The organism is Rathayibacter sp. AY1C1, assembly GCF_002932105.1.
In the GTDB taxonomy this organism is placed as follows: domain Bacteria; phylum Actinomycetota; class Actinomycetes; order Actinomycetales; family Microbacteriaceae; genus Rathayibacter.
The window spans coordinates 1-26101 of the sequence record NZ_PSWH01000025.1; the positions used below are offsets into that span (position 1 = coordinate 1).

The following is a 26101-nucleotide window of genomic DNA, read 5'->3' on the forward strand; positions in this document are numbered from 1 at the left end:
GTCCGGGGGTCGGGGGCTGTGGGGAGGGATCGGGCCGTGGACTGAGCGGCCGGCGGGTTCGCGACCCGACCGGTCGTCGTGCTCGGAGCATCCCGACCACTGCCGCGCAGGATCCCGCCGATCACGCCCCGTTCGGGCCTCCTGGCCCGACCTCCCGCCGCCTAGGCTGGCGCGGAGGAGGCGACATGGAGCCGAAGGACCGGCGCGACGAGGACCCCTCGAGCGGGCCGTCGGAGCCGCGTCCGGGGGACGGGCCGACGCCGTCGGAGCAGGCGCTGCGCGCGATCCGCGATGTCGCGAACGGGGCGGACCCGACGAACGAGGCGTTCCGGCTGTCGAACGACTTCACCGACCGGCAGGCCGAGCGGCTCCGGAGCCTCCTCGCGCGCTTCCGCCGCGGGCGCTGACCGGCGCGAGGCTCCCGGCCTCCGCCAGTGCGCGACCGATCGCCGTGCGCCGGTCGCGCCGGTGATCGCCGAGGCGGCGCCCCGACCGCCCGGCGCCACCCCGAACGGCCGCTATCCGCGCCCTCGCAGGCCGCGGACTCACTCCGCCGGCCCGCTCCGCCGCCCCGCATCACCCCCGAATGGCCGCGATCCGCGCCCCTTCACGCCGCGGACGCCCCGCACGAGCCCACTCCTCCGGCGCTCGGCTAGCCTCGGAGGCACCCGCGAGGAAGGCCCGCATGACCCACGACACCGCCTCGGCCGCCCCGACCCTCGAAGCCGTCGCCGCGCTGGCCGGAGTCTCCCGCGCGACGGTCAGCCGGGTCGTCAACGACTCCCCGCGCGTGAAGGACGGCGCCCGGACGGCCGTGCTCGCCGCGATCGAGCAGCTCGGCTACGTGCCCAACCGCGCCGCGCGCTCCCTCGCCAGCCGCCGCACGCAGACCGTCGCGCTCGTGGTGCCGGAGTCGGCGGCGAAGGTGTTCGCGGATCCGTTCCTCGCCTCGGTCGTGCAGGGCGCCGCGATGGCCTTCGCCGGCACCGAGTACACGCTCACCATCGTGATCGCGTCGGAGGCGGCGCCCGAGAAGACGCGGCGCTACCTGCTCGGCGGCAACGTCGACGGCGCGCTCGTCGTCTCGCACCACAGCGGCGACCACTCCTACGCGCAGCTCGGCGCCTCGCTCCCCGTGGTCTTCGGCGGGCGGCCGCTGACGGAGGAGGGCGGCAGCTACTTCGTCGACGTCGACAACACCGGAGCGGCGCGCACGGTCACCGAGCACCTCCTGGGCCTCGGCCGCACGGCCCCCGCGATGATCGCGAGCCGCCAGGACATGCCCGCCGCGATCGACCGCCTGTCGGGCTGGCGCTCGGCCGTCACCGCCGCGGGGCTCGACGACTCGCTCGTCGAGTACGGCGACTACTCGCCCGAGGACGGCGCGACCGCGATGCGCCGCCTGCTCGACTCCGGGCGGCCTATCGACGCGGTCTTCGCCTCCAACGACCAGATGGCGGCGGGCGCCCTGACGGCGCTGCGCGAGCGCGGCCTCACGGTGCCGGGCGACATCGCGCTCGCGGGATTCGACGGCGACTACTTCGCCGAGGCGAGCGAGCCGCGCCTCACCACGGTGCGCCAGCCCTCCACGGGCCTCGGCGAGGCGATGGCGGACCTGCTGGTGCGCCTCCTGGCCGGCGAGGAGGTGCAGCGCGTGACGCTGCTGCCGACCGAGCTGCTGGTGCGCGGCTCCACGGTCGCGGGCGCGTGACCCTGCGCCGCCCTGCGCGGATCCGCTCGCTGAGTCGCCCGGATCGGCTCCCCGCTGCGGTGTGTCGCGAGCCGATCCGGGCGACTCAGCGCGGGACGGGCTCGTCGGGGATCTCGAGCAGGTGGAAGGGACCCCGGGGGAGCGGGCCTGTGCTCCACAGCGCGACGACGGCCCAGCCGAGGTCGGCGTGGGCGACGGCGCCCTCGGGCACAGTCCGGGTGAAGAGCGCGTAGTCGATCCCGTCGAGGGGGAGGGGGCTCACGTCCCACGCGGGCCGGTCGGCGGCCAGCTCCTGGGCCCGCGCCTCCGCCGCCACCATCGCCGCTCGCGTCCGGTCCCCGGGCAGGCCGGCGGGGATCACCGAGAGGAGGAGCGAGCCGATCGCGAGCGCGGCCGTCGCGACCGGGTCGGTGACCACTCCGTGCACCGAGCCGCGCGGCCCGAGGCGGACACCGGTCAGCCGCAGCGTGCGGACCGAGTACGAGCCGCCGTCCCGCTCGGCGCGGACGGCGAGGTCGTCGACGGGCCCGTCGTCCGTCCGCCCGCTCCCGTCGACGGACCACGGATCGGAGACGGGGACCAGCGCGCGCACGCCCTCATCCGACTCCCTGCGGCGCCGCCGGTCAAGAGGCGCAGCTCGTTCAGGGGTCCTCGTTGAAGTTAGATCGAGAGCCGAGCGACCCTGAGCTCTGCTGTGCGGAGAGATCAGTTCAGGCTTAGAAAGTTCTGCGCGGCCTCCGGGGTACGACAGGAAGGCAAAGCCGCCTGAGGCGCGGCCCTCTGAGTGGGCGGCCAGCAGTTGGAGCAAGACCGCCTCAACCGTCGACGATGCGACTGTCGGGGGCAGAGTGGTGCACCATGAACGGATGACTGCACTGGAAGAAGAACCAGGCTCGGATGTTCCGATCTGGCCCGTATTCGTGGTTCCGGTACTCCAGATATTGGAGTCGGGCGATGTGCTCCATCGGAAGGACGTGTTCGGAAGAGCGGCAGATGTTCTGGCGCTCACACCGAGGGCCCGTGCGGAAACCCTGCGGACGGGTGGCCTTCGGTATACCCAACGGATCGGCTGGGCCCTCTCGAACTTGATGAAAGCCCGATGGATCGAGCGTCCGCTGAGAGGCCACTACTCAATAACGGCCGACGGTCGTGAGGCCCTCGCTCGCCATGCCGGTGGGTTCGACTACGCGAGTGCGCGTCAGATCTTCGCCCCCTTCTGGCCGAAGGATGTAGAGAAGCAGCGGGTCAGCGAGAGCGAAGCGGTCGATCATCCGCTGGACACGCAGGTGCTGGATCCCGTCGAGCAGATCGAGGACGCGATCTCGCGTATCGAGGCAGAGGTCGGTGAGGAGCTTCTCGCCCGGCTTCGCGATAGTCACCCTGACTTTTTCGAGCAGGCTGTCGTCGATCTGCTGCTTGCGATGGGCTACGGAGGGGCTGAGCAGCGAGGCAAGCGCATCGGCGGTACCGGGGACGGTGGAGTAGACGGCGTCATCGACCAGGATGCTCTTGGCTTGGAACGCGTCTACGTTCAAGCGAAGAGATACCGGGCTGGGAGCAATATCAGCCGGGAGACGATTCAGGCTTTCGTCGGAGCTCTGCACGGTTTTGGTGCTTCAAGGGGAGTATTCCTGACTACGTCCGCATTCACCCCGGCTGCAACCAGCTACGCGAACGCAGTCCAGTCCCGCGTCGTCCTCATCGACGGAGAGCGTCTCGTGGGGCTGATGATCAAGTACCGAGTGGGCGTCCAGGTGAAGGAGACGTACACAGCGGTCGAGATTGATGCGGACTTCTTCGACTGATGTGGGAGGGCGGCCGCTGAGGTGCCCGGATCGGCTGGCAGTTCCGGCGTGTCGCGAGCAGATCCAGGCACCTCAGTGCGGAGGCGTGAAGGCCCGCAGGCGCGGCTCAGAACTCCTCGTAGTTGTAGGGCTCCGGGTCCTCGTCGATCACGGGGCGAGCGATCGTGGCGCGGTTGCTCTTGATGCGGGAGCGGATGTCCTCGACGGCGGCCTCGACGGCGCCGGTGGTCGACTCCTCGTCCTTGATGGAGACCTCGACGGGGACGGCGACGAGCTCGCTGCTCGCGTCGAGCGTCATCTTCGCCTCGATGAGCTCGCCGTCCTCGGTGAACGCCGGGACCGTGACCGCTTCGGAGTGCTCCTGGCGGTCGATCGCGGTCACCAGGTCGAGGAGGGCCTCGGTCACGGCGTCGGTCGTCACGAAGCTCTTGGAGGCGTAGGTCAGCTGCTGCATGCCTCCACTCTCCCGAACGGGAGCGCCCCTCGCGCGGGGTTGCGCCTTGTCGGCCCAGCCCGTAGCGGAGGGGCAGCACGACCGGCGCGGGCGCGAGGAGTCAACCCTCTAGGCCGCGATCCGGGCGTCCGCTTCCCTGGTGGCGGGGCTTCGGGAGGAGGCGCGGGGGTCTCGGGATCCCGGGGCCCCGGCACTCGATCGGGAGGGGACCGGATGCGGCGGAGCGGCCGGGGACTCCGCGGCGACAGGGCGTTCCAGGGCGCCTTCCTGATCGGAGTCGGCCTCATGGCGGCCGTCGACGAGATCGTCTTCCACCAGATCCTCGCCTGGCACCACTTCTACGACCGCTCCACTCCGGCGATCGGCCTGCTCTCGGACGGGCTGCTGCACGCGGCCGAGATCCTCGCGCTCGTCGGCGGCGGCTTCCTGCTCGCCGACGCCCGGCGCCGATCCGCTCTGCGTCCGCGCACGGCGTGGGCCGCGGGGCTCACGGGGGCGGGGCTGTTCCAGCTGTGGGACGGAGTCGTCGACCACAAGCTGCTCCGGGTGCACCAGGTGCGCTACGACGTCGACCTGCTGCCCTACGACTCCGCCTGGATCGCCTCCGGAGCGGTGCTGCTCGTGGCGGGACTGCTCCTCCTGCCGCGGCGACGGCGCGCGACGGCGTGACCCCGCACCCCGACCACTCCCTGCTCGACCCGGGCCTGCTGCTCCTGGTCCCGCTGGCCGCGGCGGCGGCGCTCGGAGGAGGCGCCGCGGCCCTCGAGCGGCGGCGCGGACGGCCGTGGCCGCTGCACCGGACCGCCCTGCTCCTCGGCGGGCTCGCGACCGCGGCGCTCTGCTTCACGGGTCCGCTCGCGGAGTGGTCGCACGCGGATCCGCGCGGGGCGATGCTGACGCACCTGGTCCTCGGGATGCTCGCGCCGCTCCTCCTGGTGCTCTCCGCCCCCGTCACCCTGGCCCTGCGCGCGCTCGACGTCACGGCTGCCCGGCGGCTCTCGCGGCTGCTCCGGAGCCGCCCGGCCCGTCTCCTCGCCCACCCCGTGACGGCGCTCCTGCTCTCGACGGGCTCCCTCTGGCTCGTGCACGCGACCGGACTGCTCACTACCGCGCACGCCGATCCGCTGCTGCACCTCGCGCTCAGCGTGCACTTCCTCCTCAGCGGCTGCCTGCTGACGGCGGCGCTCGCCGGAGTCGATCCGAACCCGCACCGCGCCCCGTTCGGCCTGCGCCTGGGGGTGCTCGGAGCGGGCATCGCCGCGCACGGGCTGCTCGCGACCGTGCTCTACGCGGAGGCTCCGGACGAGACCGGACGCCAGGCGGCGCTCCTGCTGTTCTACGGAGGCGACCTGCTCGAGACGGCGCTCGCCGTGGTCGTCTGTGCCCGGCGCTCCGCGGCGACGGCGCCCCGGCAACCCCCTCCGCCGAGCGCGCCCTGCTCCCTACGCTCGGACGCATGCTCCTCATCTTCGGGACCCGAGCCGTCGAGGACCTCCTCCGGACGCTCGTCTTCGTCTGCCGCGTCTGCGGGCAGCGCGACGAGCAGCGGATCCTCCGCCGCCGGACGCGCCTCTCGCTCTTCTTCGTCCCCGTCCTGACCGTCTCGACCCGCTACCTGCTCGAGTGCTCGCACTGCGGCACCGTGTCCCCGATCAGCAAGGAGGAGGCGCAGGGCTCCGTCCGCTGGGCCGGCAACTCCGACCGGTGACCGCCCCGAGCGGGAGGCTCCCGCGGTGCGCTCAGCGCACCGGAGCCGGCACCGCCGCGGGACGCGCGGCGACCGCGGCCGCGCGCCGCGTCGCCCAGTTGTTCAGCAGCAGCGCCGTCACGACGATGGCTGCGCCGAGCAGGGCGACGGGCCCCGGCCGGTAGCCGCCCGCCATGCTGATCGCGAAGGTCGTCACCGGGACGAGGTTCTGGAAGAGCGTGCCGTCGAGTGCGCCGAGCAGCTTGATGCCCGTGTTCCACAGCAGCACGGCGACGACGCCGGCCAGGAGGATCAGGTAGGCCAGCTGCGGCCAGGCCGCGAGCACCTCGGCTCCGGTCGGCGGGTGCGCGGAGCCGGTGGCCGTCGCCACGGCGACCGCGACGGCGATCGAGGGGCAGCCGAGCGCGGTGGTGAGCGTCGAGTACCGCAGCGCCGACCAGCCGGGGAACGCCGCGGCTCCGCGCGTGTAGACGACCCAGCAGATCGCGCCGAGCAGGGCGAGCAGCTCGCCGAACCCCAGCTCGCCGTCGAGGAGGAGGGCGACGTCGCCGCGGGTGACGACGAGCGCGACTCCGGCGAGCGCGAGCAGGATGCAGCCGACGGTGGCGGCCGGCGGCAGGCGACGCGCGCCGATGCTCGCGAGCACCGCGCCGATCGCGGGCATCATCCCCATCATCAGGCTGACGTTCGGGGCCGAGGTGAACCGCAGAGCCGTGAAGGCGAGCAGTCCGAAGCCGGCGAATCCGGAGGCGCCGAGCAGCGCCAGCCGCCACCCGCGGCCGTCGAGCCGGAAGGCGCGGAGCCCCTCCGCCCGGGCGAGCAGCAGGGCGAGGACGACCGCGGCGGCGGTGTAGCGGATGAGAGTCATGAAGAAGGAGTCGACCGTCGCCGCGATGCTGTCCGCGACCGGCAGCATGCCGCCCCAGAGGATCGGCGGGATCAGGCAGAAGAGCAGGCCTCGCGACCGCATGGCGCCCCTGACCCGTCGGGTGCGGCCGCCCCGGGCGGGGGCCGTCGCTCGATGGTGGACCCCGGCGGCTCGACGCACAAGAGCGCCGCCCACCCCCGAACGGCCCGTCGCGGGGCCGAGCGGAGAGGGGTGCGCCGGGTGTGGAGGAGGCTCAGCGAGGCGAGGGATCAACTACGACGAAGACAAAGAAGCCGCAAGGACCTTGTACAGCCCCTTTAGGGTGACAAATTTTGCTTGCTTCCATCATCTCCGTGCCCCTAGGTTGATCGCAGCACCCCCCGATGCTGTCCTCTGTCAGGCCCTGCTCCGATCCCCCCGTCGGACGCCGTTCCTCACTCGGGTCGCGCCCACCCCGGCGACGACCTCCGTTCCGCGCGGGCGCTCATCAGCGCACATCGGCCCCCGGCCGCGGAGAGGAACAGTCATGAGCACACAGCCCGGCCACGGCGCGGACGAGCCGACGGCTCCCCGTCGCCGGGCGACCTGGGAGGCGCACGACGAGACGGCCTCGCGCCCGCTCTCGGGACGCCGTGCCGCCCGCTCCGGGCGCGAGCGGGTCTCCGCTCCGCGCCGCCTCGCGTCCGCGACGCCTGCCGGAGCGGTGACGGTCCCCGCCGCCCCGACCGCGGTGCTGGAGCGTCCGGCCGCCCCGCCCGCAGTGGTCGAGCGACCGGTCGTGCCGGCCGCTGTCCTGGAACGTCGGGCTGCGCCGACCGCGCTTCCGGCCGCGACGGCCGCTGTCCTGGAGTATCCGGCCGCCGCGACCGCCGTCCCGGAGCGTCCGACCGCCCCGACCGCGCTCCTGGAGCGCTCGGCCGCCCCGACCGCGCTGCTCGAGCGTCCGCCGGCCCCCACTGCGGTCCTCGAGCGCACCGGGCTCCCCGCCGTCGACGCCGACCGGCTCCCTCCGGCATCCATTCCGATCCGCGGCACGCGCCCCCGCAGCGGCCGCCGCGCCTCGTCGCGCATCGGCGACCTGGTCGCCGCCCTCCCCGCCCACAACGAGGAGGCCGGGATCGCCGCGGCGATCGAGGGCCTGCGGCGGCAGACGTGGCCGCCGGACCGGATCGTCGTCATCGCCGACAACTGCACCGACGCCACGGTCGAGATCGCTCTCGCGCACGGCGCCGAGGTGTTCGTCACCGTCGGGAACAGCCACAAGAAGGCGGGCGGCCTCAACCAGTTCCTCGCCGAGGTCCTCCCGGGGCTGCAGGCCGACGACCTGGTGCTCGTGCAGGACGCCGACTCCGCGCTCGACCCCGGGTTCCTCGAGATCGCCCGCGGCAGGCTGCACGGCGGCATCGGTGCGGTCGGAGGAGTGTTCCGCGGCGGCGAGGGCGGCGGCTTCGTCGGCCACCTCCAGCGCAACGAGTACGCGCGCTACGCCCGCGACGTGCGCCGGCTGAACGGGAAGTGCCTCGTCGTCACGGGCACCGCGGCCGTGCTCCAGGTCGCCGTGATGCGCCGCATCAGCGCGGCCCGCCTGGCCGGCTCCCTCCCCTCCGGAGACGGCATCGGCGGCATCTACGACACCACGGTCCTCACCGAGGACAACGAGCTCACGTTCGCGATCCGCCACCTCGGCTACGACGTGCTGAGCCCCGCCGGCTGCACCCTCGTCACCGAGGTCATGCCGACCTGGGGAGACCTCTGGCGTCAGCGCCTGCGCTGGAAGCGCGGAGCGGTCGAGAACTGCGTGCAGTACGGCTTCACGCGGGTCACGGCTCCCTACTGGGGGCGCCAGCTGCTCACGATGCTCGGCTGCATCATCACCTACGTCTACCTGGCCACGATCGTCTACGCGGTCGGGTGGGGCGAGCTGAGCCTCCAGCCGTTCTGGCTGGCCGTCACCGCGATCTTCGTCGTCGAGCGGATCGTGACGGTCCGCGACCGCGGCTGGCGGTACATGCTCGCCGCCGCGTCGATGTACGAGCTCGTCGTCGACCTGTTCCTGCAGGTCGTCCACACCAAGGCCTACCTGGATGCGCTGACACGCCGTCGGCGCGACTGGTGAAACAGAGAGAGAGACATGTACAACCACATCGGAACAGCCGCCGGAGCCGGAGTCGGTGCCGGAACGCTCGCCATGACCGGGTTCGACTCGGTCTGGCTGGCACTCGCGGCCTTCGCCCTCATCGCTGCGGGGACCGCCGTCCTGCGCATCGCTCCTCGCCGCAAGCGCGAGGTCTGAGACACGGTGGCGGGCGGGGGACAGCCCGCGCCCGTCACCGTCCCACGACCGCCGTCGCCGCGGAGGTCCGGCTCGCGGTGGAGTAGCCGGTCTTCGTCCCGGTGACGGTCAGCGTGATCCGCTTCCCCGCCTGAGCCTTCGTGAGCGTGAACCGCGGCGACGTCGCTCCCGCGATGGCCGCGCCGTCCGCCTTCCACCGGTAGGTGAGGTTGACGGGAGTCGGCGTCCACGGACCCGGGGCTGCCGTGAGCACCGCTCCGACCCGGGCCGTGCCCGTGACGGTCGGCGTCGCGGCGCCGAGGGTGCCGGCGGCGACCGGTGCGGTCGGCTGCGAGGTCGTCGGGCCGGAGCCGTCGGCGGCGCTCACCGTCACGGTCACCCGCTTGCCGACCGCGGAGGAGGGGACCACGAGATCCGGACCCGTCACTCCCGCGATGTCGACGCCTCCCGCCGCCCAGCGGTGCACGAGCGGTCCCGTCCGGCCGGCGGAGGAGGACAGGGTCGCGCCCACCGCGGCGGTCCCGACGACGACCGGAGCCGGCGCCGCGTCGGACCGGTAGACCGCGACGTGGTCGACGAGCATCGTCCCGCCGGAGCTCTTCGGAGCGGCTGCACTGTCGCACCCGCACACCCCGTTCGGCAGCCCGCCCCCGATGGCGAGGTTCAGGATCAGCAGCACGTCGTTCGGGACCGCGGCCTGCCACGCGGCCGTCCCCACCTCCGACTCCCGCACCACGTGCCGGGTGACGCCGTCGACGAGGAACTCCACGCGCTCGTCGCCGGGCACGGTCCGGTCGAGCAGGGCGGAGTAGCGGTGGAACCCCGTCACGCAGGACGCGCAGTCCAGCATCCCGCTCGTCCGGCCGGCGGGCTCGTCGCAGGGGCCGCCGTCCGGCACTCCGCAGTGCAGCGTCTGGATCACCTGGGCGGTGCCGTTGACGGCCTCGAGCATGTCGAACTCGCCGGTCGCGGGCCAGTCGATGACGGCGTTCGCGTCCCGCCCGAGAGCCCAGAAGGCGGGCCAGTAGCCGGTGGCCTGCGCGACGTCCGGCAGCTGGATCGAGGCGGTCATCAGCAGTCGGCCGCCCGCCGGCGCCGAGAACGACTTGTCGGCGGTGACGATCCGCCCGGAGGTCCAGGCTCCGGCGGAGTCGCGGAGGGCGCGGATTCCCAGAGCGCCGCCGCCCGTGAGGAAGACGTTCGCCGTCGACGCGGTCGTCCGGTCGACCGCCCCGGTGCCCCAGGTGCCGACCTCGTGCTCCCACTGGCTCCCGACCGGCGCGCCCGCCGGCCCGGTGAAGTCGTCGCGCAGGAGCGTGGTCCAGCCCGGGGCGTCGGCGGGTGCCGCCGTGACGGCCTGGCCGGCGGACGAGGCGGTCGGAGTCGTGGACGCCGGTGCGAGGGCGGCGACCGCCTGCGGGGGTGTCGCCGCCAGCACTCCGAGGCACAGGGCTGCGAGGGCGAGGGCGAGTCGCGGCCGGTCGAGGAGTCGTGAAGGCATGGCGAGTCCTCTGCGTCGAAGGGGCGCGCAGCTGCACGCGCCTCGACGCTAATGAGGAGTACTCGCTCTCCCCCCACCCTCCAGGCGGGGTGATCTCCGGCACGAAAGCTCACGACCGGGCTCGGCCGGGCCGGGTCCAGGGTGCTGGCAGAGGGGCGGCCGCCGTCGCCTCCGATCGCCCGTTCGAAGGAGAACACCATGCACCGTCGTCTCACGGCCACGCTCGCCGCGATCGCCCTCGCCCTCGGAGGGGCCGTCGCCGTCGCTACCCCCGCCTCCGCCGGGCAGCTCGTCTACCGGAACGGCGGCCCGGGCAACTGCTACGAGGTCCGCTCGCAGCGCGACTCCCTGGGTCGCGCGCAGGTCACGGTGTGGTGGCACTGCGACCAGGCGAGCAACGTCAAGGTCATCTGGAAGAACGGCCCGGACAGCGGCTGCAACACGATGAGCGTCATCAACCGCAAGTTCAGCGACAGCTCGGGAGTCGCGTCCCGCTTCGACCACCTCGTCTCCTGCTGACCCGGACGGGCTGCCCCTGATCCCTTCCGCGAGACGCCACCTCGGTACGCGGCACGCCGCGCGAGGTACTCGGGTGGCCTCTCGCGGGAGGGGGGCGGCGGCGGCCCCGCTCAGTGCTCGGCGCGCCCCGAATCCTCGATGAGGCGCACCTTCACGTTCACGGCGAGCGGCCCCGAGACCGACGGGTCGGCGGCGAGCAGCGCGTGCATCCGCTCGCCCACCAGCCGGAGCGTCTCGGGGGCCGGCAGTGCGGCGGACGCGGCGATGTGCGCGCTCACCGTGGTGAACCCCTCCGACCGGTCGATGTCGACCAGCACGTCGGGCTGCCGCAGGTCCAGTTTCACGGCGAGCGCGTCGGCCGCGGCCTCGACGATCGGCTGGGCGGGATAGACCCCCGCGACGCCCTCGATGTCGCGGATCTCGGCGGTAAGCCGCTGCGAGAGCTCGGTGTCGTCGGTCATTCCCGCTCCTCCCGGTGGGGGTACACGTCGTCGACGGTCACGTCGATCGCGCCGACGGTCAGCTCGGTGTGGCGCTCGAGGGCGTAGCGGATGCGCTCGCGCAGGCGGTCGGCGGCCACGGCGACCGGCAGGCCGAACTCGAGGGCGCAGGTCACGTCGATCCGCACCACGGCGCCGGGAGCCGAGACGTCGCCGTCGAGGGTGCAGCGGCCCATGATGACGCCGCCCATCGTGTCGCCGGCGCGGCGGATCATCCCGCGCACGGCCGCCTCCGTGAGCGCCAGGCGGAGGGTCGGGTCGGGGTGGCGGACGGGGATGTCGCGGCCGGAGCGCACCTCGGAGCGGATCGCGTCGAGCAGGCCGGCGATCCAGACCTCGTCGCGGTCGGGCTCGCGGTCGGCCTCCTGCCGCAGCGCCCGTGCCGAGAGCTCGGTGAGGCGGGTGAGGTTCGCGAGAGCGAGCCGGCACGCGGCGGAGTTCTCGATCGAGGGGTCGCGCGGCTCGCGGCCGCGGTCGAGGTACTCGCCCAGCTCCTCGAGCGTGTGGCCGTCGAGGTCGTCCTCGGGCACGGCGGCGTCGTCGGTCATCGCCATGCCTCCAATTCGTGGAGCAGGAATCGACGGGCCCGGGCGAGGAGGCCGCGGACCGTCGAGACGGGGAGTTCGAGAGCGTCGGCGATCTCCTGGTAGCTGTAGCCGGCGGTCTCGCGGAGTAGCCAACAGCGTCGCTGATCAGCAGGCAATCGGTCCAGCGCTTCCCAGACCGCGTCCAGCTGGAGTCGTGCCTCGACGATGCGCTCGGGGGAGTGCTCGGGCGGCGCGGGCGGATCCCAGTCGTCGATGTCGTCGTGGCGGCGGCGGACGCGGATCCGGTCGATCGCCTTGTGGGTGACGATGCGCATCAGCCAGTTGCGGATGTGCGCCGGGCTGTCGAGATCGGCCAGACGCCGCCAGCCGGTGAGGAACGCCTCCTGCACCACGTCCTCGGACTCCGCCTCGGAGCCGAGGAGCTTCGCGGCGTAGACGCGCATGAGGGCGCCGTGGCGGCGGGCGAGCTGCTCGAACGCCTGCACGTCGCCGTCGACGGCGCGCGCGGCGAGGGTCGCGTCGGACGCGTTCAGGAGGGGGTCGTCGTCGATGAGCGCCTCCTCCGCGGTCCCGCGCGCGGTGTCCCCGCGCGCCGATGCCCTCAGTGTGGGGCGCCGTCCGGCATGACTACCAGCCTTGACAACGGGCCGCCGAATCCGCTGGCCGGATTGCGAGTGCCGCCGATGGGGGACGTCTCGAGACGGGATTCGTGACATTCCGGCTCCTCGACACGTCTTGATTCCGTACCCCTCGTGCGTCCCCCCGAGCGCACGGACCCCGAACCCGGAAGAAGTCCCCCATGCACTGCTCCCTCCGCTGCCGCCCCGGGCGGACGTCATGAGCGAGTCGACCTTCACCCTCGGCAGCCCCTTCGCGGGCGACGAGCGGGCCGACCGGCGCTACGAAGCCTCCGGCGACGATCCGACCGCCGCGTCCGCCGTCTACTCCGAGGCGTACGGCGGAGGCGAGTTCCGCGTCGCTCCGTCGCAGCGCGGCTTCTCCTACCGCTACGCCGTCCGCGGCAGCGACCGGGTGACCCTGCGCACCTCCGACTGCTCCGGCGCCCTCACCGGCCAGGTCCCCCACCTGAAGGAGTACGTCGTCGGCTGGTTCCGCGCCGGCGGCGGACGCCTGAACCTGCCGCCGTTCACCCGGACCGGCGCGCTGTCCGCCCCGTTCCTGTTCCCTGCGGAGCGCCAGTTCGGGCTCGAGTTCGAGCCGCACCGGCAGAACCTCATCCACTTCGCCCCCGGGTTCCTCGAGGACGTCGCGACCGAGACGCACGCCGGCCCCCGCCAGCCCGTCTCCTTCGACCACGGGGCGGACGCCGACCCCGGCGTCCTCGCCCGCTGGCGCGCCGCGGTGACGGAGGCGAGCGCCGCGCTCGCGACGGCCGCGATCACTCCGCTCGTGCGCTTCACCGCCGAGCTCGACCTCGCCCGCGTGCTGCTCCTGCTGTTCCCGTGGCGCGCGTGGGACGTGCCGGCCGTGCTCCGGCGCCCGTCCGCCTCCCGCACCCGTGTCGCGCTCGACTTCCTCCAGCACCACGCCCACGAGCCGATCACCCCGGCCGACGCCGCCCGCGCGGCCGGACTGCACACCCGCACACTGCAGCAGGCGACGAAGCGGCACCTCGGGGTGTCGCCGTCGGTCTACCTGCGCGACGTGCGCCTGGACCGCGCCCACTCCGACCTGGTCGCCGGCGACCCCTGCTCGACCACCGTCGCCGCGGTCGCCCGCGAGTGGGGCTTCGGCAACCTCGGCCGCTTCGCGAGCGCGTACCAGGTGCGCTTCGACGAGAAGCCGAGCCACACGCTGCGCCGCTGACGCGCAGCCCCAGCGTGCCCGAGGGCCCGGACCGTCTCACGGCAGTGCCGGCCCTCGTCGTCTCCGGGTGCGTCCCGAGGGGCCGTTTCGGAGGATGCTTCATCGTGTCCTCCGACCGGTCTTCCGGACACGGACCTCGTGACACTCGGCGCCGGCTCAGCCCGGCTGATGCACGTGGATGTCGCTGCTCGACGTCACGCCGTTGAGCTCGAGATACAGCTGCCCCTCGACGACCGACACGGTCAGCGTGTTGCGGCGCTCGAGTACCGCGACCGCGGCATCCAGGAACCCCTGGTCGAAGCTCTGCACGGTGATCTGCTCGAGCTGGTGGACGCGCTTGCCGGACCACGCCGCGATCACCTTCTCCGGGTTGCGATGCGTGTAGACCGTCGTGCGGTCGGCCAGTCTGCTCCCGAAGTGCAGTCGCTCGGCGTCCGGCGCGCCCACCTCGATCCACGTGGTCAGCCTGCCGGTGAGATCGCGGACCAGCACCGCCGGCTCGGTCGCCGTCGACGAGATCCCCTCGCTGAAGGTGATCCCCTCCACGTATTCGAGGCAGTACGCGAGCACGCGCGTCATCATGTACGCGTCGGTCTCGGAGGGGTGCCGAGCGGCCCGCAACGTGATGTCCTCGTAGACACCGCGGTCCACATCGGCCAGCTGTATCGCGAAGTTGTACATCACTGCGCCGGCTGCCACGTGTGCGAGCTTATGTCCTCTCGCTCATCGAGGAGCGCGAGGCTTCTCCGGCGCCGGTGGGGGCATCGTGTCCGCGCGCCTCCACGCAGGAACGGCCCGGCAGGAGGCGTTCACTCCGTCGAGAGCGTCTCACTTCGGGCGACGTCGGCGCGCGTGCGCAGGTCGATGACGACGGGAGCCGACCGCTCGGCTCGCCGGGAGGGCGCGAGGCCCCGACCAGGCGACCGGACCACTCCGTTCATCCACCCCGGGAATTCCCCGCCACCCTCTCGCCTTCTTCTACCTGCATGCAATATATTGCATGCAGTCGTCTGACCACCTCATCCCGAAGGAGCAGCCATGTCCACGTCCGCGTTCACCCCTGAGGGCGAGAGGCCCACCGTCGTCCTCGTCCACGGCGCGTTCGCCGAGTCGTCCAGCTGGAACGGAGTCGCCTCCCGGCTCCTCGCCGAGGGCCTGCCCGTCCTCGCGGTCGCCAACCCCCTCCGCGGGCTCGCCCCCGACGCCGAGTACCTCCGCAGCGTCCTCGACGGGATCGACGGACCCGTCGTCGTCGCCGGCCACTCCTACGGGGGCTCCGTCGCGAGCGAGGCGGCGGAGGGCGCGGCGAACGTGCGGGCGCTCGTCTACGTCGCCAGCTTCCTCCTGGAGGCGGGCGAGAGCACCGGGGAGCTGGCCGGGAGGTTCCCGGGCGGCGAGCTCGGCCCCGCCCTGACCCCCGTCCCCTTCGCGTCCGGCGAGTTCTCCGGCGACGACCTCTACATCCAGCAGGACCGGTTCCGCGAGGTCTTCGCGGCCGACGTCGACGAGCCCACCGCCGCTCTGATGGCCGCGACCCAGCGGCCGATCGCGGCCGCCGCGCTCGAGGACTCGGCCACGGCGGCCGGGTGGAGGAGCATCCCCTCCTGGACCCTGATCACGCGTCAGGACCTCGCCGTCCCCGCCGAGTCGCAGCGGTTCATGGCCGAGCGCGCCCGCTCCACCGCGGTCGAGATCGACGCGTCGCACGCCGTGACGGTCTCGGAGCCGGACGCGGTCGCGGAGCTGATCCTCGACGCGGTGCGGGCGACGCGGTGACGGGGCGGGCGGGCCGAGGGGCCGCCTCCGGCCGCCGGACCCGGGCTGCCGCGGTCGTCCTCTCGTCCGCGCTGCTGCTCGTCGGCTGCGCGGGCGCGGCCGATCCCGGCCCGGCCGTCGAGGACGCAGCCGAGGCCGCGGCGGGCGGATCGTTCGCCCTCGCGGAGGTGGACGGCGTCGACGGCTCGGACTTCCTCGTCGTCTGCCCCTACGAGTCGCCGGAGTCGGTCGAGGCGCGGACCGGGATCTCCTGGTCCGGGCCCGACCGGTCCGAGGATGAGGGGGTGCAGACGCTGGTCGTGCTCGACGGCCGCGAGGTCGTGACGACGAGCGGACTGGACCGGGACCGCGTCGACTTCTGCTCGGGCGACCGGTGGGAGCCGCTCCCGCTCGACACCCGGCTCGCGGTGGGCGGAGCGGGCGCGGTGTCGGTGGAGTGACGCCGGTGGCGGCGGTCGAGTGGCATATGCAATATATCGCGCGGTGCTATCGTCGCCGTATGCCCATCCCGAAGACGACCGCCGTCACCCCCCGGTCCCTCCTCCGCGACGACGTCTACCGCGCCCTGCGCGACGCGATCGTCGACGGGACGTTCGAGCCGGGGGAGCGCCTCCGCGACCAGGAGCTCGAGGCCTGGCTCGGAGTCAGCCGGACGCCGATCCGGGAGGCGCTGCTCCGGCTGGCCCGCGTCGGCCTCGTCTCGGCCAAGCCCGGCCGGGCGACGATCGTGACCCCCGCCACGGCCGAGAGCATCAGCGACGCCCAGCAGATCGCCGCCGCCATGCACGAGCTCGCCACGCGCCTCGCCGGCCCGGCCGTCACTCCGGAGGCGCTCGCCGCGATGGAGTCGGCGAACGACGACTTCGCGCGGGCGCTGGCGGAGGGCGACGTCGAGCTGGCGCTGCGCTCCGACGACGCGTTCCACGCGGTGCTCACCGGGCTCAGCGGCAACGGGATGATCGAGGACGTGCTCGAGCAGGCCACTCCGCTCATCCGCCGTGCCGAGCGCCAGCGCTTCGCCTCCCTCGCGGCCCGCGGATCCGTGGAGCAGCACCGCGCGATCGTGGAGTCCCTCCGCGCGGGCGACACCGACGGCGCCGCCCGCCTCAGCCGCGAGAACTGGATGACGCTCGACCGTCACCTGCACGAGGCCTGACGCGCTGCTCCTCCGCGGGGAGGAGTCCGCGCTCGGTCATGCGCGAGGCCGACGCGATCGCATCCGCGACGAACCGCTCGGTCAGGTCGGCATGCCCTCGCCCGCGCGCTCCGCATCCATCCCGAGAGCGTAGCGCCGCCCTCCCCGCGCCTCCGCCGCCGGGATGCGGGTCGAGGCGGGTGCCGGGCGCGGCGCGGAACGACGGACGGCCGACGCGCGGGCGACCGGAGCGCTCTGGAACACTCGAGCGAGGGGCGGGGGCTCCGGAGCGGGGGAGCCGTGGCGTCACGCTTCGTCGAGCTCGACGGTCTGCGCGGCCTGGCCGCCCTCGGCGTGGTCGTCTACCACTTCACCACCGCGTTCTCGCTCGATCATCCGGATGCACCGCCGGGATCCTTCGCGCTCCCGTTCGGCGAGTTCGGCGTCCAGCTCTTCTTCGTCATCAGCGGCTTCGTGATCCTGATGTCCGCGGACCGCGCGCGGCGGCCGTCGGACTTCGCGATCTCCCGCGTCAGCCGCCTCTACCCGGCCTATTGGATCGCGGTGGTCGTCTCGATCGTCGTCGGCGCTCTCGCCCGCGTCCCCGGCACCGACCTCACGCCGCTGGAGCTGCTGCTCAACTTCACGATGGTGCAGCGGCTGCTGCTGGTACCCAACGTGAACGGCGCGTTCTGGACGCTGGCCGTCGAGATGCAGTTCTACCTGCTGGTGCTGCTCGTGCTCGTCCTCACGAAGTGCCGGTTCACGGATCGGCTGGTCCGCGTGCTGGTGGTCGTCTGGCTCGGCGTCGCCGCGACCGCCTCCGTCGCCGCCCACCTCGTCTCGGGAGGCGTCGACGTCGTCTCGGCGCCGGTCGCCGTCCGGGTCCTGGCGAACCTGACGCTGGCCGAGTACGGACCGCTCTTCTGCGTCGGGATGCTGCTGTTCCTCTCGCGACGGCAGGGGCGCTTCGAGCTCCTCGCCGTGCCGGCGGCTCTGATCGCGGCCCTGAACGCCCAGCTCCTCCACGGCGGGCCGGACGGAGCGGTCGTCCTCGGCGTCTGCGCGGCCGTCGCGGTCGTCGCGATGCGGCGCCGGACCGCCGTGCTGAGATGGGCGCCGCTGCTCTGGCTCGGGCGGATCAGCTACTCGCTCTACATCCTCCATCTGGTCGTGGGCAGCGCGATCGTCAGCGCGCTCTGGCCGCTGATCGGCCGCGACGGAGCCGGACTCGTCGCCTTCGTCGTCGTCCTCCTGCTGTCGTGGGGCGTCAACGCGGTCGCCGAGGAGCGGTGGAGCCCCGCCTGGCGCCGCGCCCTCACCCGTCGGCGCGACCGCCGACTCCCGGCGGGGACGGCGACCGCGGCCTGACGCGGCTGTGCACTCCGCTGGCCGCTCAGCGAGTGCGCCGCCGAGGCCTGTGGACGCCGGTGGCCGCGAAACGCATCTCCGCTCGACGTTCCCTGCACCTTGGCTGAGCCACCGGGACGTCCGAGCCCCGGGCCACGTCTTCATCATGTGCCACGGATCGTGAGCACCGCGGCCCCGGCCACGACCTCTGACCATCTGGAGAAGATCATGACCAACGTCACCCCCACCAGCCTCGCCAACGCCTCCTCGGCCAAGCACGGCACCGCCACCTCGGCCGGCAAGAACACGATCGCCGACGGCGTCGTCGAGAAGGTCGCCGGCATCGCGGCCCGCGAGGTCCCCGGCGTGCACGACCTGGGCAACGGCGCCGCCCGCGCCATCGGCGCCATCCGCAACGCGATCAACGCGCAGGACCGCGGCCAGGGCATCTCCGTCGAGGTCGGCGAGAAGCAGGTCGCCGCCGACATCACCGTCGTCGCCGAGTACCCCGTCGCGCTGCAGAAGCTCGCTGACAGCATCCGCTCCGCCGTCTCCGAGGCCATCTCCTCGGTCGTCGGCATGGAGGTCGCCGAGGTCAACGTCACCATCTCCGACGTCTTCATCCCCTCGGACGACAAGGACGACGAGACCGAGAGCCGCGTCAAGTGACTCCGTCCCACATCGGCCTGGTCCTCGGCGCGGTCCTCGCGCTGACCGCTCTCGTCTTCGGCTTCTGGGCGCTCCTCTGGGTCGCCCTCGCCATGGCGATCGGCTACGGCGTCGGGCGGGTCGTCGAGGGCAAGCTCGACCTGCGCTCCCTCGGCGACACCCTCCGCGGGCGGCGGTCTTCGTGACCGCGGCGGTGATGGCCGACGAGGCCAGCCACGGCCGCACGACGATCAGCTCGCGCGCCGTGCGCCGAGTCGTGTCGGCCGTCACCGCGGAGGCGCTGGACGTTAACTCGTCCGATGTGTCCGTCGAGCTCGACGACGAGGGAGGACGCCTCCACGTCGTCGCGCACGCCCCCATCCACGTCACGCCCCTGGGCGAGACGGGCCGCCGCTCCTCCGGGACGCTGCTGGACCGACTCAGCCGGGCGCAGACGACCATCCGCTCGCGCTGCCTCGAACTGACGGGCTCCACGATCGGCCGGGTCGACCTCCGGATCACCGGTGCCGACCTCCGAGAACGAAGGAGGGTGTCGTGACGACTCCCACCACTGCCGGCCGGGCGCTCTACCCGCGCCTGGTGCGGCGCGAGACGCACTCGTCCCGCTCCGGATCGGCGATCGTCCTCGCCGTCCTGCTCATCCTCCTGTTCGCGTGGCTGGGCACGGAGGCGGTCCTCGCCGTCCTCGGCCAGCCCGCGCTGCTCGTGGCCCCGCAGGACGGAGCGTCCTCGCTGCTCAACGCGGCCGCGGCGCCCATCGCGCTGACCGCCGCCGCCGGCGCCGTGCTCGCGCTGATCGGGCTCGTCCTGATCGTCGTGTCGCTCAAGCCCGGCCGCCGCGGCCGTCGCGCCGTCAGCACCGACCGCACCGCGGCGATCGTCGACGACCGCGTCATCGCGCAGGCCGTCGCGCGCACCGCCGGCTACGCCGGTGACGTCGACCCCGACAACGTGTCGGTGTCGGTCGGATCCCGCGTCGTCGACGTGACGGTCTCCCGCACCTCCGGCCGCAGCATCGACGTCACGCCGATCCGCGAGGCCGTCGACGCCGAGCTCGCCACGTTCGACTGCACCCCGCGCCTGCGCTCCAAGGTGCGCCTGTCCGAGAAGGGAACGGTCCGCTGATGACCACCACGAACCGATTCCTCAACCGGCTGCTCCTGTTCGTCGTGGGCCTCGTCCTCCTCCTCGCCGGCGGCGCCGTCGCGGTGGGGTCGCTGCTCCCGCAGGTGCAGGAGAACGTGTCCACCGCCGCGCAGGACGCGGCCGACCCCACGAGCCAGGCCCTCTCGGGCGGCACCCCGTGGATCCTCTGGGCCATCGCGGTCGTCGCGCTCGTCCTCATCCTGCTGCTGGTGCGCTTCATCGTGCGCCAGGGCCGCGGCCGCACCTCCACGCTGCTGCGCGTCGGCTCGGGAGAGGGAGCGGGGACGCCCACGGGCGGCTCCGTCACCATCGACGCGAAGGTCGCCGAGCAGGTCCTCGAGGAGGCCCTGTCGCAGGAGCCGTCCATCGTCGCGGTCGACGTGACCGCGTTCGAGATCAAGCACCAGAAGGTGCTGCGCGTCACCGCGCACACCCGCCGCGGCGCCTCGCCCGCCCGCACCCGGCAGACGGTCGACCAGGCCGTCCGCCAGTGGGACGCCCTCCTCGGCGAGGAGACGCCCGTCGTCATTCAGATCGTCAGTGGTCTGCGGACGAAGATGAGCGGCACCGCCCGCGTGCAGTAGCCGCCGGCACCACCGTCCGGCCCTCCCGATCGGGAGGGCCGGAGAGCCCCGCTCAGGCGGGATGGAAGTCTTTCTGAAGGAGCACCCCATGTCCGATCCGATGGAGCCCGGCACCGTCGAGCTCATCCGCACCGATGAGCAGCCGACCCCGAACGAGCAGAGCCGGCGCGAGTCCGCCCGCCGCGACGGGAAGCCGTCCGAGCCCGAGTCGACCGAGAGCCGGGTCGCGACCGCCGCCGGCGAGAGCGCCCAGCGCGTGTCCGGCGTCCACCACCTCGGTGGAGCCGTCGCCCGCGGCCTCGACCGCGCCTCCCGCCGCGTGCTGGGCACCAGCACCGTCCCTGGAGTCACGGTCTCGAAGGCCGACGGCGTCACCACCGTCGACATCGACCTCGTCGTCGAGTACCCCCACCCCGTCCGCGAGGTCCTGGACGCCGTGCGCGATCAGGTGCAGCGCGTGGCGGAGCCGGTCGCCGGCGGCCACGTCGTCGTCAACGTCGAGGCGACCGACGTCCACGGCCCGTTCGACCCGATCGAGAAGCCGGAGGAGGACAAGGAGCCGCTCGTCGACACCGCCAAGCGCGCCGCGTCCGACGCCCGCGACTCCGCCAAGGAGGCCGCCGGGAACGCTCGCGACGCCGTCTCCGGTGCCGTCGACTCCGCCCGCGGACGTCTGGCGGACGCCGCCGACGACGCCGCTGACGCGATGGACCGTGCGGCCGACGAGCGCGACGAGCGCGCAGCCGCCCAGAAGACGGCCGACGACGAGCGCGCCGCCGAGCGCGACGAGGACGACCCCCGCGTCGAGACGCACGCGGCTCCGGCCGTCGTCGAGACCGCGGAGTTCGTGGTCCGCGTCCAGGTCGAGCCGGTGGACGACGACGGCGACCCCCGCACCGCGACCGTCGAGGTCGCTCCGGCGGAGGAGTCCGAGCACGTCGAGCGCGACGAGGCCGCGGCCGATCGCGACGCCGCGTCCGACGACGCCGACGCCCACCGCTCCGAGGACGACCGCGCGTCTTCCGCCGCCGGTCGGGAGTAGTCCCGTGCGCACCCGCTCGTACGGCGCGCGACGCAAGCCGCGCGCGGCCTGGATCGCGCTCGGCACGGGCGTCGTGCTCTCGTTCGTGGTCGTCGTCGCCGTGCTGCTGCCCGTCCTCGGGCTGATCGGCGCGGCCGACGGCACCACGGCCGGGGCGCTCGACGTCCCGGTCGGCGCGATCGTCCTCTCGATCGTCCTCAGCTACGCGGTCGGCCTGGCCTGCCTCGCCGTCGCGTTCCTCTCCCGCAACGCGGCCCTCGCCTGGGTCGCTGCAGTCGCCGCCGTCATCGCGACGCTCATCGGCTCGATCTGGCCGCTCGTCGCGACCGGATTCGCCAGCGTCGACCAGGCGAAGGACGTCATCCCCTTCATCCAGGACCTGATCGCCCGGGTCCGGGGGTAGCGTCGGGGCGATGAGCTCCGACTACCTCCGCGCCTACGACGACCAGCTCCGCTCCGACGCCGAGACCCCGAGCGCCGTCTCCGTGACGCGCGAAGGGCCTCTGCGTCTGGTGACCTTCGCCGGCGGACGCGGCTTCGTCACCTACCGCGACCTCGCCGGCGCCTCCTCCGCGGAGATCGCCCGCCTGGTCGCCGCGGCCTGCGCGCACTTTGACGCCGATCCCGGCGTCACCCGCGTCGAGTGGAAGACCCGCGGCCACGACGAGGCCCCCGGCCTGCACGACGCGCTCGTCGCGAACGGCTTCGCGCCGGACGAGGCCGAGTCGATCATGATCGGCCCGGTCGAGGCGCTGCTCTCGGACCGGCCGGTCCCGGAGGGGGTCGTGCTGCGGCGGGTCGTCGACGAGCCGGACGTCCGCGCGTTCAGCGCCATGATCGACGCCGCCTTCGAGGAGGAGGTCGACGTGTCGATCGCCGATTCGCTCGTCGCCCGCCTGGCGCGCGGCGACGGCATGGAGCTGTGGGTCGCCGAGGTCGACGGGCGCATGGCGTCCGGCGGCCGGCTCGAGCCCGTCCCGGGCACCGCCTTCGCCGGCATCTGGGGCGGAGCGACGCTGCCGGAGTACCGCGGACGCGGGCTCTACGGCCTGGTCACGGCCGCCCGCGCCGCCTCCGCACAGGCACTCGGGAAGACCCTCGTGCACAGCGACTCGACCGAGTACTCGCGGTCCATCCTGGAGCGCGCGGGCCTGGTCCGGGTGTCGACGACGACTCCGTACCGTCGACGTCGTCCGTAGTCCGCGCTCCGTGGGTTCGCGGGGATCCCGAGACGCGCGCTGAGCGCGCTACTCGATCAGCACGGCGGGGACCCTTGCTGGTCGAGTAGCGGCGCAACGGCGGATCGAGACCCGCCCCTTCGAGCGTGGGGGATCTCGATACGCGCGCTACTCGATCAGCGTGGAGGCCTGGTGAGACCCGCCCGATCGTGCGCGCGCTGCTCCGATCAGCTCGGGGACGTGATCTCGAGCGCGATGTTGTCGGGGTCGCGGAACTCGAGGAGGCTCATGCCGCCGGCGTCCTTGATCGGCTCGTGGGCGATACCGAGGTCGTCGAGCACGGCCGCGGCGGCCTTCAGCGCGTCGAGGTCGGGGACGGTGAAGCTGACGTGGTCGAGCCCGACCCGGTCCTCGTCGAAGCGGTCGTCGCCGGGCGCGACGGGGCGCAGGCCGAGCAGTCCGCCCGGGAACTGGTAGATCACGCCGCCGAACACGAACGCCAGCTGCTCCTTCTCCTCCGGCGACGCGTCGGCCGGCGGCGCCTCGAAGGCGACGTCGAAGCCGAAGACGGAGTCGTAGAAGGGGCGCGAGACGGCGATGTCGCGGACGGTGAGTCGGACGTGGTTGTAGTCGACAGCGGGGATCGGCACAGGGGTTCCTCTCGGCGGGGCGGGCGGAGTGCCCGTCTCCAGTGGTTCGGAGGCGGCGGGCCGCCGGTTCGGGGCTGGCGCCGCCTCCGAGGATCGGGTAGCGCGTCAGTCCAGCTCGGTCGGGCGCGCCGGCTCGGCCAGCAGGGCGCGCGCCGCCATCCCGATCACCGCGCTGTAGGTGGGGTAGGCGAAGCGGACGTTCGCGAGGGTCGCGAGGTCGACTCCGGCCGCCATCGCCGTGGTCACCGACTGCACGACCTCGATCGCGTTCTCGCCGACCGCGTGCGCGCCGAGCAGCAGCTCGCGGCGCCGGTCGGCGATCAGCGTGAGGAACCCGTTCTCGCGGTCGTCGATGACGGCGCGGTCCAAATTGGAGAACGGCACCGAGGCGACGACGCACTGCGGGTCGCGCTCGCGGGCCTGCTCCTGCGTGAAGCCGACGCCCGCGTAGTCCGGGTCCGTGAATCCGCCCGCGGGCAGGAGGAACTGGGGCGTGCGCCGGTTCGCGCCGAGCACCGCGTTCTCGGCGGCGGCCTCCGCCTCGAACTGCGCCGCCTGGACGAGCATGTCGCGCCCGTTCGCGTCGCCGACCGCGAAGATGTGCGGCACGACGGTGCGGAAGTACTGGTCGGCGGGGATCGCGGAGCGGACGACCTCGATGCCCGCGTTCTCGAGTCCGAGGTCCTCGACGTCGGCGGGCCAGCCGGTGGCCATGACCACCACGTCGACCTCGACCGTCCGGTCCTCGCCGCCCTCGCGCCACGCGATCGCGAGCGAGCCGTCGTCCTGCCGCTCGATGCCCGACACCGTCTCGATCCCGGTGCGGACGCGGACTCCCTGGCGCTCGAAGGCGGCGCCGACGTGCTCGGAGATGCTGGAGTCGGAGGTCATCAGGATCCGCGGGGCGACGTCGAGGAGCGTCACCTCCGAGCCGAAGGCGTTGAAGACGGTGACGAGCTGGGCGCCCGTGTTGCCGCCGCCGATCACGGCGACGCGGCGCGGCAGCTCGGTCAGCCCGAGCACGTCCTCCGGCACGGTCGCGAGCTCGGCGCCCGGGATCGGCAGCCGCCGCGAGTGCCCGCCGACGCAGACCATGATCGAGCGCGCGCGGATCCGCCGCCCGCTGTCGAGCACGAGGGTGCTCTCGTCGACGAAGCGGGCGCGGCCCTCGTGGATCAGGTCGACCCCCGCCTCCTCGAACCGCTGCGCCTCGCGCTTGATCGAGCGCACCAGGTCGACGCGCTCGTGCACGTGGCGCACGGTCGCGGCCCAGTCGAGGACGGGAGTGCCGATCTCGATCCCGTAGTCGCCGGCGGAGCGGGTCTCGCGCATCATCCGCGCCGTCTTCGCGAGGACGCGGGTGGGCACGCAGCCGGTGTTGACGCAGGTGCCGCCGACGCGCGCGGCCTCGAGCACGACGACGCGCGCTCCCAGCTCCGCGGCGCGGAGGGCGGCGGCCGTCCCCGCGGGTCCTGCGCCGATGACGGCGACGTCGTACTCGGCCTGCTCGGGAGTGCTGTCGGGCACGGGGACCTCCGGTTCTGGGTGTGCTCCGATCCTGCCGCTCCGCGCCCCGCTGCACCCGGCCTTGACAGCCCGCCCGCGGACCGGCGTCGCGGGCGTCCCGACGCTGAACATCGGCCGAGGACGGTTGCTCGGCGGGCGCCCGGCACGGTGGGATGACCGGGTGGGCTGCGGCGGGGGACTCGAGCGGAAGGCGCTCCGATGAGCGCCCGCACCTTCGGGGTGGAGGAGGAGTACCTCCTCGTCGACGCCGGCACGTTCCTCCCGACGCCCGCGGCGCCGCTGCTGCTCGGCTCCGTGCGCGGCTCCGCTGCGGTCGCCCTGGCCGCCGAGCTCAAGGCGGAGCAGATCGAGGCGGTCGGCTCGCCCGCCCGCACGTACGACGCGCTGCTGGCCGGACTGCGCGAGGGCCGCCGCCTGGCCGACGACTCCGCCCGCGAGGTCGGCGCCCGCGCCGTCGCGGTCGCGACCAGCCCCGCCGCGTTCGAGCCGCACCTCTCGGCCGACGAGCGCTACGACCGGATGGCCGAGCGCTTCGGCCTCGTCGCCCGCGAGCAGTTCACCTGCGGCCTGCACGTCCATGTCGGGATCGGGTCGCCGGAGGAGGGGATCGCGGTCCTCGACCGGCTGCGCGGCTGGCTGCCCGCCCTCCTCGCCCTGAGCACCAACTCCCCGCTGAGTGCCGGCGTCGACACCGGCTTCGCCAGCTGGCGCTACCAGTCGTGGGGGCGCTGGCCCACCGCCGGCCCGGTCGGCATCTGGGGCGACCTTGAGCAGTACCGGAGCGTCGTCGCCTCCCTCACCTCCTGCGGCGTGCTGCTGGACGAGGGGATGCTCTACTTCGACGCCCGTCTCTCCCGTGCGCACCCGACCGTCGAGGTGCGCATCGCCGACGTCCCGCTGCACGCCGAGGACTCGGCGCTGATCGCCGTCCTGATCCGGGCGCTCGCCGAGACGGCCGTGCGCGACGCGGGCGCCGGGGTCCCGCCCGTGCCGCTGCCGACTCCGGTGATCGCCGTCTCCTCGTGGCTGGCGAGCCGCCACGGCACGACCGGCGACCTCATCGATCCGGTCGACGGCTGCCCGGCCCCCGCCTCCGCGGTACTGGCGCGCCTGCTCGACCACGCGGGTCGGGCGCTGGCGGAGTCGGGCGACGAGGAGGTCGCGGCGTGCGGCGTCGAGCGGGTCCTGGCGCGGGGCACGGGCGCCGAGCGGCAGCGCGCGGTGTGGGAGCGGACGGCGTCCGCGGCCGAGGTGATCGCGGACGCGGCGGAGGCGACGCGCGCCTAGCGGCTCGCTGGTCGCGGCCTCGG

At 73.4% G+C, this 26101-nt stretch carries 33 protein-coding genes; 23 read left to right on the forward strand and 10 right to left on the reverse strand.

The window, feature by feature from the left end; translation table 11 throughout:
• Positions 1–185 precede the first annotated feature (185 nt).
• Both C5C71_RS12065 and C5C71_RS12070 read left to right on the forward strand, forming a co-directional pair.
• Positions 186–407 carry a hypothetical protein gene (locus tag C5C71_RS12065; RefSeq protein ID WP_104232942.1) on the forward strand — a complete coding sequence of 74 codons (222 nt, stop codon included), beginning with the start codon at positions 186–188 and terminating at the stop codon, positions 405–407.
• Positions 408–685: 278 nt separating this feature from the next.
• Positions 686–1711 carry a LacI family DNA-binding transcriptional regulator gene (locus tag C5C71_RS12070; RefSeq protein ID WP_104337767.1) on the forward strand — a complete coding sequence of 342 codons (1026 nt, stop codon included), beginning with the start codon at positions 686–688 and terminating at the stop codon, positions 1709–1711.
• 85 nt (positions 1712–1796) lie between these two features.
• On the opposite strand, the gene C5C71_RS12075 is transcribed toward C5C71_RS12070, so the two are convergent.
• Positions 1797–2303 (reverse strand): hypothetical protein, encoded by a 507-nt coding sequence (locus tag C5C71_RS12075; RefSeq protein WP_104337768.1) that lies wholly within the window; start codon positions 2301–2303, stop codon positions 1797–1799.
• A gap of 274 nt (positions 2304–2577) precedes the next feature.
• On the opposite strand from C5C71_RS12075, the gene C5C71_RS12080 reads away from it, so the two are divergent.
• Positions 2578–3516: a restriction endonuclease gene (locus C5C71_RS12080; RefSeq protein WP_104333159.1), complete on the forward strand. Its 939-nt coding sequence runs from the start codon at positions 2578–2580 to the stop codon at positions 3514–3516.
• Positions 3517–3622: 106 nt separating this feature from the next.
• Here C5C71_RS12080 and C5C71_RS12085 read toward each other — a convergent pair whose 3' ends face one another.
• Positions 3623–3970 carry a hypothetical protein gene (locus C5C71_RS12085; RefSeq protein ID WP_104223965.1) on the reverse strand — a complete coding sequence of 116 codons (348 nt, stop codon included), beginning with the start codon at positions 3968–3970 and terminating at the stop codon, positions 3623–3625.
• A 213-nt stretch (positions 3971–4183) separates the two neighbouring features.
• Between C5C71_RS12085 and C5C71_RS12090 the strand changes: the two genes are divergently transcribed.
• Genes C5C71_RS12090 through C5C71_RS18115 form a run of 3 tightly spaced genes read left to right on the forward strand, consistent with a single transcriptional unit; the run spans position 4184 to position 5678 of the window.
• Positions 4184–4639 carry a DUF2243 domain-containing protein gene (locus C5C71_RS12090; RefSeq protein ID WP_104337769.1) on the forward strand — a complete coding sequence of 152 codons (456 nt, stop codon included), beginning with the start codon at positions 4184–4186 and terminating at the stop codon, positions 4637–4639.
• A complete protein-coding gene (locus C5C71_RS12095) occupies positions 4636–5568 on the forward strand; it encodes a cytochrome c oxidase assembly protein (RefSeq protein WP_104337770.1) in 933 nt (310 codons plus the stop codon). Before C5C71_RS12090 ends, C5C71_RS12095 begins: the two co-directional genes overlap by 4 nt.
• Entirely contained in the window at positions 5520–5678 is a 159-nt protein-coding gene (locus C5C71_RS18115; protein ID WP_374954291.1) for a hypothetical protein, read from the forward strand. The genes C5C71_RS12095 and C5C71_RS18115 overlap by 49 nt, the downstream gene beginning before the upstream one ends.
• A gap of 31 nt (positions 5679–5709) precedes the next feature.
• Here C5C71_RS18115 and C5C71_RS12105 read toward each other — a convergent pair whose 3' ends face one another.
• Positions 5710–6648 (reverse strand): DMT family transporter, encoded by a 939-nt coding sequence (locus tag C5C71_RS12105; protein ID WP_104337772.1) that lies wholly within the window; start codon positions 6646–6648, stop codon positions 5710–5712.
• A gap of 424 nt (positions 6649–7072) precedes the next feature.
• Here C5C71_RS12105 and C5C71_RS12110 point away from each other — a divergent pair, with 424 nt between their 5' ends.
• The gene (locus tag C5C71_RS12110) at positions 7073–8662 is read left to right on the forward strand and encodes a glycosyltransferase family 2 protein (RefSeq protein WP_104337773.1); all 1590 of its coding nucleotides are present in this window, start codon (positions 7073–7075) and stop codon (positions 8660–8662) included.
• Between the two features lie 15 nt (positions 8663–8677).
• A complete protein-coding gene (locus tag C5C71_RS17635) occupies positions 8678–8839 on the forward strand; it encodes a hypothetical protein (protein ID WP_167305255.1) in 162 nt (53 codons plus the stop codon).
• A 34-nt stretch (positions 8840–8873) separates the two neighbouring features.
• Here C5C71_RS17635 and C5C71_RS12115 read toward each other — a convergent pair whose 3' ends face one another.
• Positions 8874–10340, reverse strand: a complete 1467-nt coding sequence (locus tag C5C71_RS12115; protein WP_104232935.1) for a family 16 glycosylhydrolase — start codon at positions 10338–10340, stop codon at positions 8874–8876.
• 198 nt (positions 10341–10538) lie between these two features.
• Here C5C71_RS12115 and C5C71_RS12120 point away from each other — a divergent pair, with 198 nt between their 5' ends.
• Positions 10539–10859, forward strand: a complete 321-nt coding sequence (locus tag C5C71_RS12120) for a hypothetical protein (protein ID WP_104337774.1) — start codon at positions 10539–10541, stop codon at positions 10857–10859.
• A 110-nt stretch (positions 10860–10969) separates the two neighbouring features.
• Here C5C71_RS12120 and C5C71_RS12125 read toward each other — a convergent pair whose 3' ends face one another.
• Genes C5C71_RS12125 through C5C71_RS12135 form a run of 3 tightly spaced genes read right to left on the reverse strand, consistent with a single transcriptional unit; the run spans position 10970 to position 12623 of the window.
• Entirely contained in the window at positions 10970–11320 is a 351-nt protein-coding gene (locus tag C5C71_RS12125) for a hypothetical protein (RefSeq protein WP_104223972.1), read from the reverse strand.
• Positions 11317–11907, reverse strand: coding sequence for an Asp23/Gls24 family envelope stress response protein (locus C5C71_RS12130; RefSeq protein WP_146076902.1), 591 nt, complete (start codon positions 11905–11907; stop codon positions 11317–11319). The genes C5C71_RS12125 and C5C71_RS12130 overlap by 4 nt, the downstream gene beginning before the upstream one ends.
• Entirely contained in the window at positions 11904–12623 is a 720-nt protein-coding gene (locus C5C71_RS12135; protein WP_104223974.1) for an RNA polymerase sigma factor, read from the reverse strand. Before C5C71_RS12135 ends, C5C71_RS12130 begins: the two co-directional genes overlap by 4 nt.
• A gap of 121 nt (positions 12624–12744) precedes the next feature.
• Here C5C71_RS12135 and C5C71_RS12140 point away from each other — a divergent pair, with 121 nt between their 5' ends.
• The gene (locus tag C5C71_RS12140; protein WP_104337775.1) at positions 12745–13734 is read left to right on the forward strand and encodes a helix-turn-helix transcriptional regulator; all 990 of its coding nucleotides are present in this window, start codon (positions 12745–12747) and stop codon (positions 13732–13734) included.
• Between the two features lie 156 nt (positions 13735–13890).
• Here the strand turns inward: C5C71_RS12140 and C5C71_RS12145 are convergent, their stop codons facing one another.
• Positions 13891–14433, reverse strand: a complete 543-nt coding sequence (locus tag C5C71_RS12145; RefSeq protein ID WP_104337776.1) for a YaeQ family protein — start codon at positions 14431–14433, stop codon at positions 13891–13893.
• 339 nt (positions 14434–14772) lie between these two features.
• Between C5C71_RS12145 and C5C71_RS12150 the strand changes: the two genes are divergently transcribed.
• The 12 genes from C5C71_RS12150 (at position 14773) to C5C71_RS12205 (ending at position 22635) form a co-directional block, all read left to right on the forward strand.
• The gene (locus tag C5C71_RS12150; RefSeq protein ID WP_104337777.1) at positions 14773–15510 is read left to right on the forward strand and encodes an alpha/beta fold hydrolase; all 738 of its coding nucleotides are present in this window, start codon (positions 14773–14775) and stop codon (positions 15508–15510) included.
• On the forward strand, positions 15507–15950 hold the full coding sequence (locus C5C71_RS12155) for a hypothetical protein (protein ID WP_104337778.1): 444 nt from the start codon (positions 15507–15509) through the stop codon (positions 15948–15950). The genes C5C71_RS12150 and C5C71_RS12155 overlap by 4 nt, the downstream gene beginning before the upstream one ends.
• A gap of 59 nt (positions 15951–16009) precedes the next feature.
• Positions 16010–16666, forward strand: coding sequence for a GntR family transcriptional regulator (locus C5C71_RS12160; RefSeq protein ID WP_104308272.1), 657 nt, complete (start codon positions 16010–16012; stop codon positions 16664–16666).
• A 279-nt stretch (positions 16667–16945) separates the two neighbouring features.
• Positions 16946–18016 carry an acyltransferase gene (locus C5C71_RS12165; protein WP_181065704.1) on the forward strand — a complete coding sequence of 357 codons (1071 nt, stop codon included), beginning with the start codon at positions 16946–16948 and terminating at the stop codon, positions 18014–18016.
• Between the two features lie 207 nt (positions 18017–18223).
• The gene (locus tag C5C71_RS12170) at positions 18224–18664 is read left to right on the forward strand and encodes an Asp23/Gls24 family envelope stress response protein (RefSeq protein ID WP_104223989.1); all 441 of its coding nucleotides are present in this window, start codon (positions 18224–18226) and stop codon (positions 18662–18664) included.
• Positions 18661–18849 (forward strand): DUF2273 domain-containing protein, encoded by a 189-nt coding sequence (locus C5C71_RS12175; RefSeq protein WP_104223990.1) that lies wholly within the window; start codon positions 18661–18663, stop codon positions 18847–18849. The genes C5C71_RS12170 and C5C71_RS12175 overlap by 4 nt, the downstream gene beginning before the upstream one ends.
• Entirely contained in the window at positions 18846–19202 is a 357-nt protein-coding gene (locus tag C5C71_RS12180) for a hypothetical protein (protein WP_244230558.1), read from the forward strand. The genes C5C71_RS12175 and C5C71_RS12180 overlap by 4 nt, the downstream gene beginning before the upstream one ends.
• Complete coding sequence (locus tag C5C71_RS12185) at positions 19199–19789, forward strand: DUF6286 domain-containing protein (RefSeq protein WP_104225847.1); 591 nt, start codon at positions 19199–19201, stop codon at positions 19787–19789. The genes C5C71_RS12180 and C5C71_RS12185 overlap by 4 nt, the downstream gene beginning before the upstream one ends.
• Positions 19789–20394, forward strand: a complete 606-nt coding sequence (locus tag C5C71_RS12190) for a hypothetical protein (RefSeq protein ID WP_104250494.1) — start codon at positions 19789–19791, stop codon at positions 20392–20394. Before C5C71_RS12185 ends, C5C71_RS12190 begins: the two co-directional genes overlap by 1 nt.
• A gap of 88 nt (positions 20395–20482) precedes the next feature.
• Positions 20483–21436 carry an Asp23/Gls24 family envelope stress response protein gene (locus tag C5C71_RS12195; protein WP_181065705.1) on the forward strand — a complete coding sequence of 318 codons (954 nt, stop codon included), beginning with the start codon at positions 20483–20485 and terminating at the stop codon, positions 21434–21436.
• 4 nt (positions 21437–21440) lie between these two features.
• Positions 21441–21839: a hypothetical protein gene (locus tag C5C71_RS12200; RefSeq protein ID WP_104223994.1), complete on the forward strand. Its 399-nt coding sequence runs from the start codon at positions 21441–21443 to the stop codon at positions 21837–21839.
• Positions 21840–21849: 10 nt separating this feature from the next.
• Positions 21850–22635, forward strand: coding sequence for a GNAT family N-acetyltransferase (locus C5C71_RS12205; protein ID WP_104269572.1), 786 nt, complete (start codon positions 21850–21852; stop codon positions 22633–22635).
• A 206-nt stretch (positions 22636–22841) separates the two neighbouring features.
• Here the strand turns inward: C5C71_RS12205 and C5C71_RS12210 are convergent, their stop codons facing one another.
• Both C5C71_RS12210 and C5C71_RS12215 read right to left on the reverse strand, forming a co-directional pair.
• Positions 22842–23264 carry a VOC family protein gene (locus tag C5C71_RS12210; protein WP_104223996.1) on the reverse strand — a complete coding sequence of 141 codons (423 nt, stop codon included), beginning with the start codon at positions 23262–23264 and terminating at the stop codon, positions 22842–22844.
• Between the two features lie 105 nt (positions 23265–23369).
• Entirely contained in the window at positions 23370–24791 is a 1422-nt protein-coding gene (locus C5C71_RS12215; RefSeq protein WP_258059335.1) for an NAD(P)/FAD-dependent oxidoreductase, read from the reverse strand.
• Positions 24792–24989: 198 nt separating this feature from the next.
• On the opposite strand from C5C71_RS12215, the gene C5C71_RS12220 reads away from it, so the two are divergent.
• Complete coding sequence (locus C5C71_RS12220; protein WP_104337780.1) at positions 24990–26078, forward strand: glutamate--cysteine ligase; 1089 nt, start codon at positions 24990–24992, stop codon at positions 26076–26078.
• The last annotated feature ends 23 nt before the right edge of the window (positions 26079–26101 follow it).

Excerpts from the sequence above, each read along its gene's own strand:
- C5C71_RS12065 (WP_104232942.1), top strand. The coding sequence starts at position 186 with ATGGAGCCGAAGGACCGGCGCGACGAGGACCCCTCGAGCGGGCCGTCG.
- C5C71_RS12070 (WP_104337767.1), top strand. The coding sequence starts at position 686 with ATGACCCACGACACCGCCTCGGCCGCCCCGACCCTCGAAGCCGTCGCC.
- C5C71_RS12080 (WP_104333159.1), top strand. The coding sequence starts at position 2,578 with ATGACTGCACTGGAAGAAGAACCAGGCTCGGATGTTCCGATCTGGCCC.
- C5C71_RS12085 (WP_104223965.1), bottom strand. The coding sequence starts at position 3,970 with ATGCAGCAGCTGACCTACGCCTCCAAGAGCTTCGTGACGACCGACGCC.
- C5C71_RS12090 (WP_104337769.1), top strand. The coding sequence starts at position 4,184 with ATGCGGCGGAGCGGCCGGGGACTCCGCGGCGACAGGGCGTTCCAGGGC.
- C5C71_RS12105 (WP_104337772.1), bottom strand. The coding sequence starts at position 6,648 with ATGCGGTCGCGAGGCCTGCTCTTCTGCCTGATCCCGCCGATCCTCTGG.
- C5C71_RS12110 (WP_104337773.1), top strand. The coding sequence starts at position 7,073 with ATGAGCACACAGCCCGGCCACGGCGCGGACGAGCCGACGGCTCCCCGT.
- C5C71_RS17635 (WP_167305255.1), top strand. The coding sequence starts at position 8,678 with ATGTACAACCACATCGGAACAGCCGCCGGAGCCGGAGTCGGTGCCGGA.
- C5C71_RS12115 (WP_104232935.1), bottom strand. The coding sequence starts at position 10,340 with ATGCCTTCACGACTCCTCGACCGGCCGCGACTCGCCCTCGCCCTCGCA.
- C5C71_RS12120 (WP_104337774.1), top strand. The coding sequence starts at position 10,539 with ATGCACCGTCGTCTCACGGCCACGCTCGCCGCGATCGCCCTCGCCCTC.
- C5C71_RS12125 (WP_104223972.1), bottom strand. The coding sequence starts at position 11,320 with ATGACCGACGACACCGAGCTCTCGCAGCGGCTTACCGCCGAGATCCGC.
- C5C71_RS12130 (WP_146076902.1), bottom strand. The coding sequence starts at position 11,907 with ATGACCGACGACGCCGCCGTGCCCGAGGACGACCTCGACGGCCACACG.
- C5C71_RS12135 (WP_104223974.1), bottom strand. The coding sequence starts at position 12,623 with ATGTCACGAATCCCGTCTCGAGACGTCCCCCATCGGCGGCACTCGCAA.
- C5C71_RS12140 (WP_104337775.1), top strand. The coding sequence starts at position 12,745 with ATGAGCGAGTCGACCTTCACCCTCGGCAGCCCCTTCGCGGGCGACGAG.
- C5C71_RS12150 (WP_104337777.1), top strand. The coding sequence starts at position 14,773 with ATGTCCACGTCCGCGTTCACCCCTGAGGGCGAGAGGCCCACCGTCGTC.
- C5C71_RS12160 (WP_104308272.1), top strand. The coding sequence starts at position 16,010 with ATGCCCATCCCGAAGACGACCGCCGTCACCCCCCGGTCCCTCCTCCGC.
- C5C71_RS12170 (WP_104223989.1), top strand. The coding sequence starts at position 18,224 with ATGACCAACGTCACCCCCACCAGCCTCGCCAACGCCTCCTCGGCCAAG.
- C5C71_RS12190 (WP_104250494.1), top strand. The coding sequence starts at position 19,789 with ATGACCACCACGAACCGATTCCTCAACCGGCTGCTCCTGTTCGTCGTG.
- C5C71_RS12195 (WP_181065705.1), top strand. The coding sequence starts at position 20,483 with ATGTCCGATCCGATGGAGCCCGGCACCGTCGAGCTCATCCGCACCGAT.
- C5C71_RS12205 (WP_104269572.1), top strand. The coding sequence starts at position 21,850 with ATGAGCTCCGACTACCTCCGCGCCTACGACGACCAGCTCCGCTCCGAC.
- C5C71_RS12220 (WP_104337780.1), top strand. The coding sequence starts at position 24,990 with ATGAGCGCCCGCACCTTCGGGGTGGAGGAGGAGTACCTCCTCGTCGAC.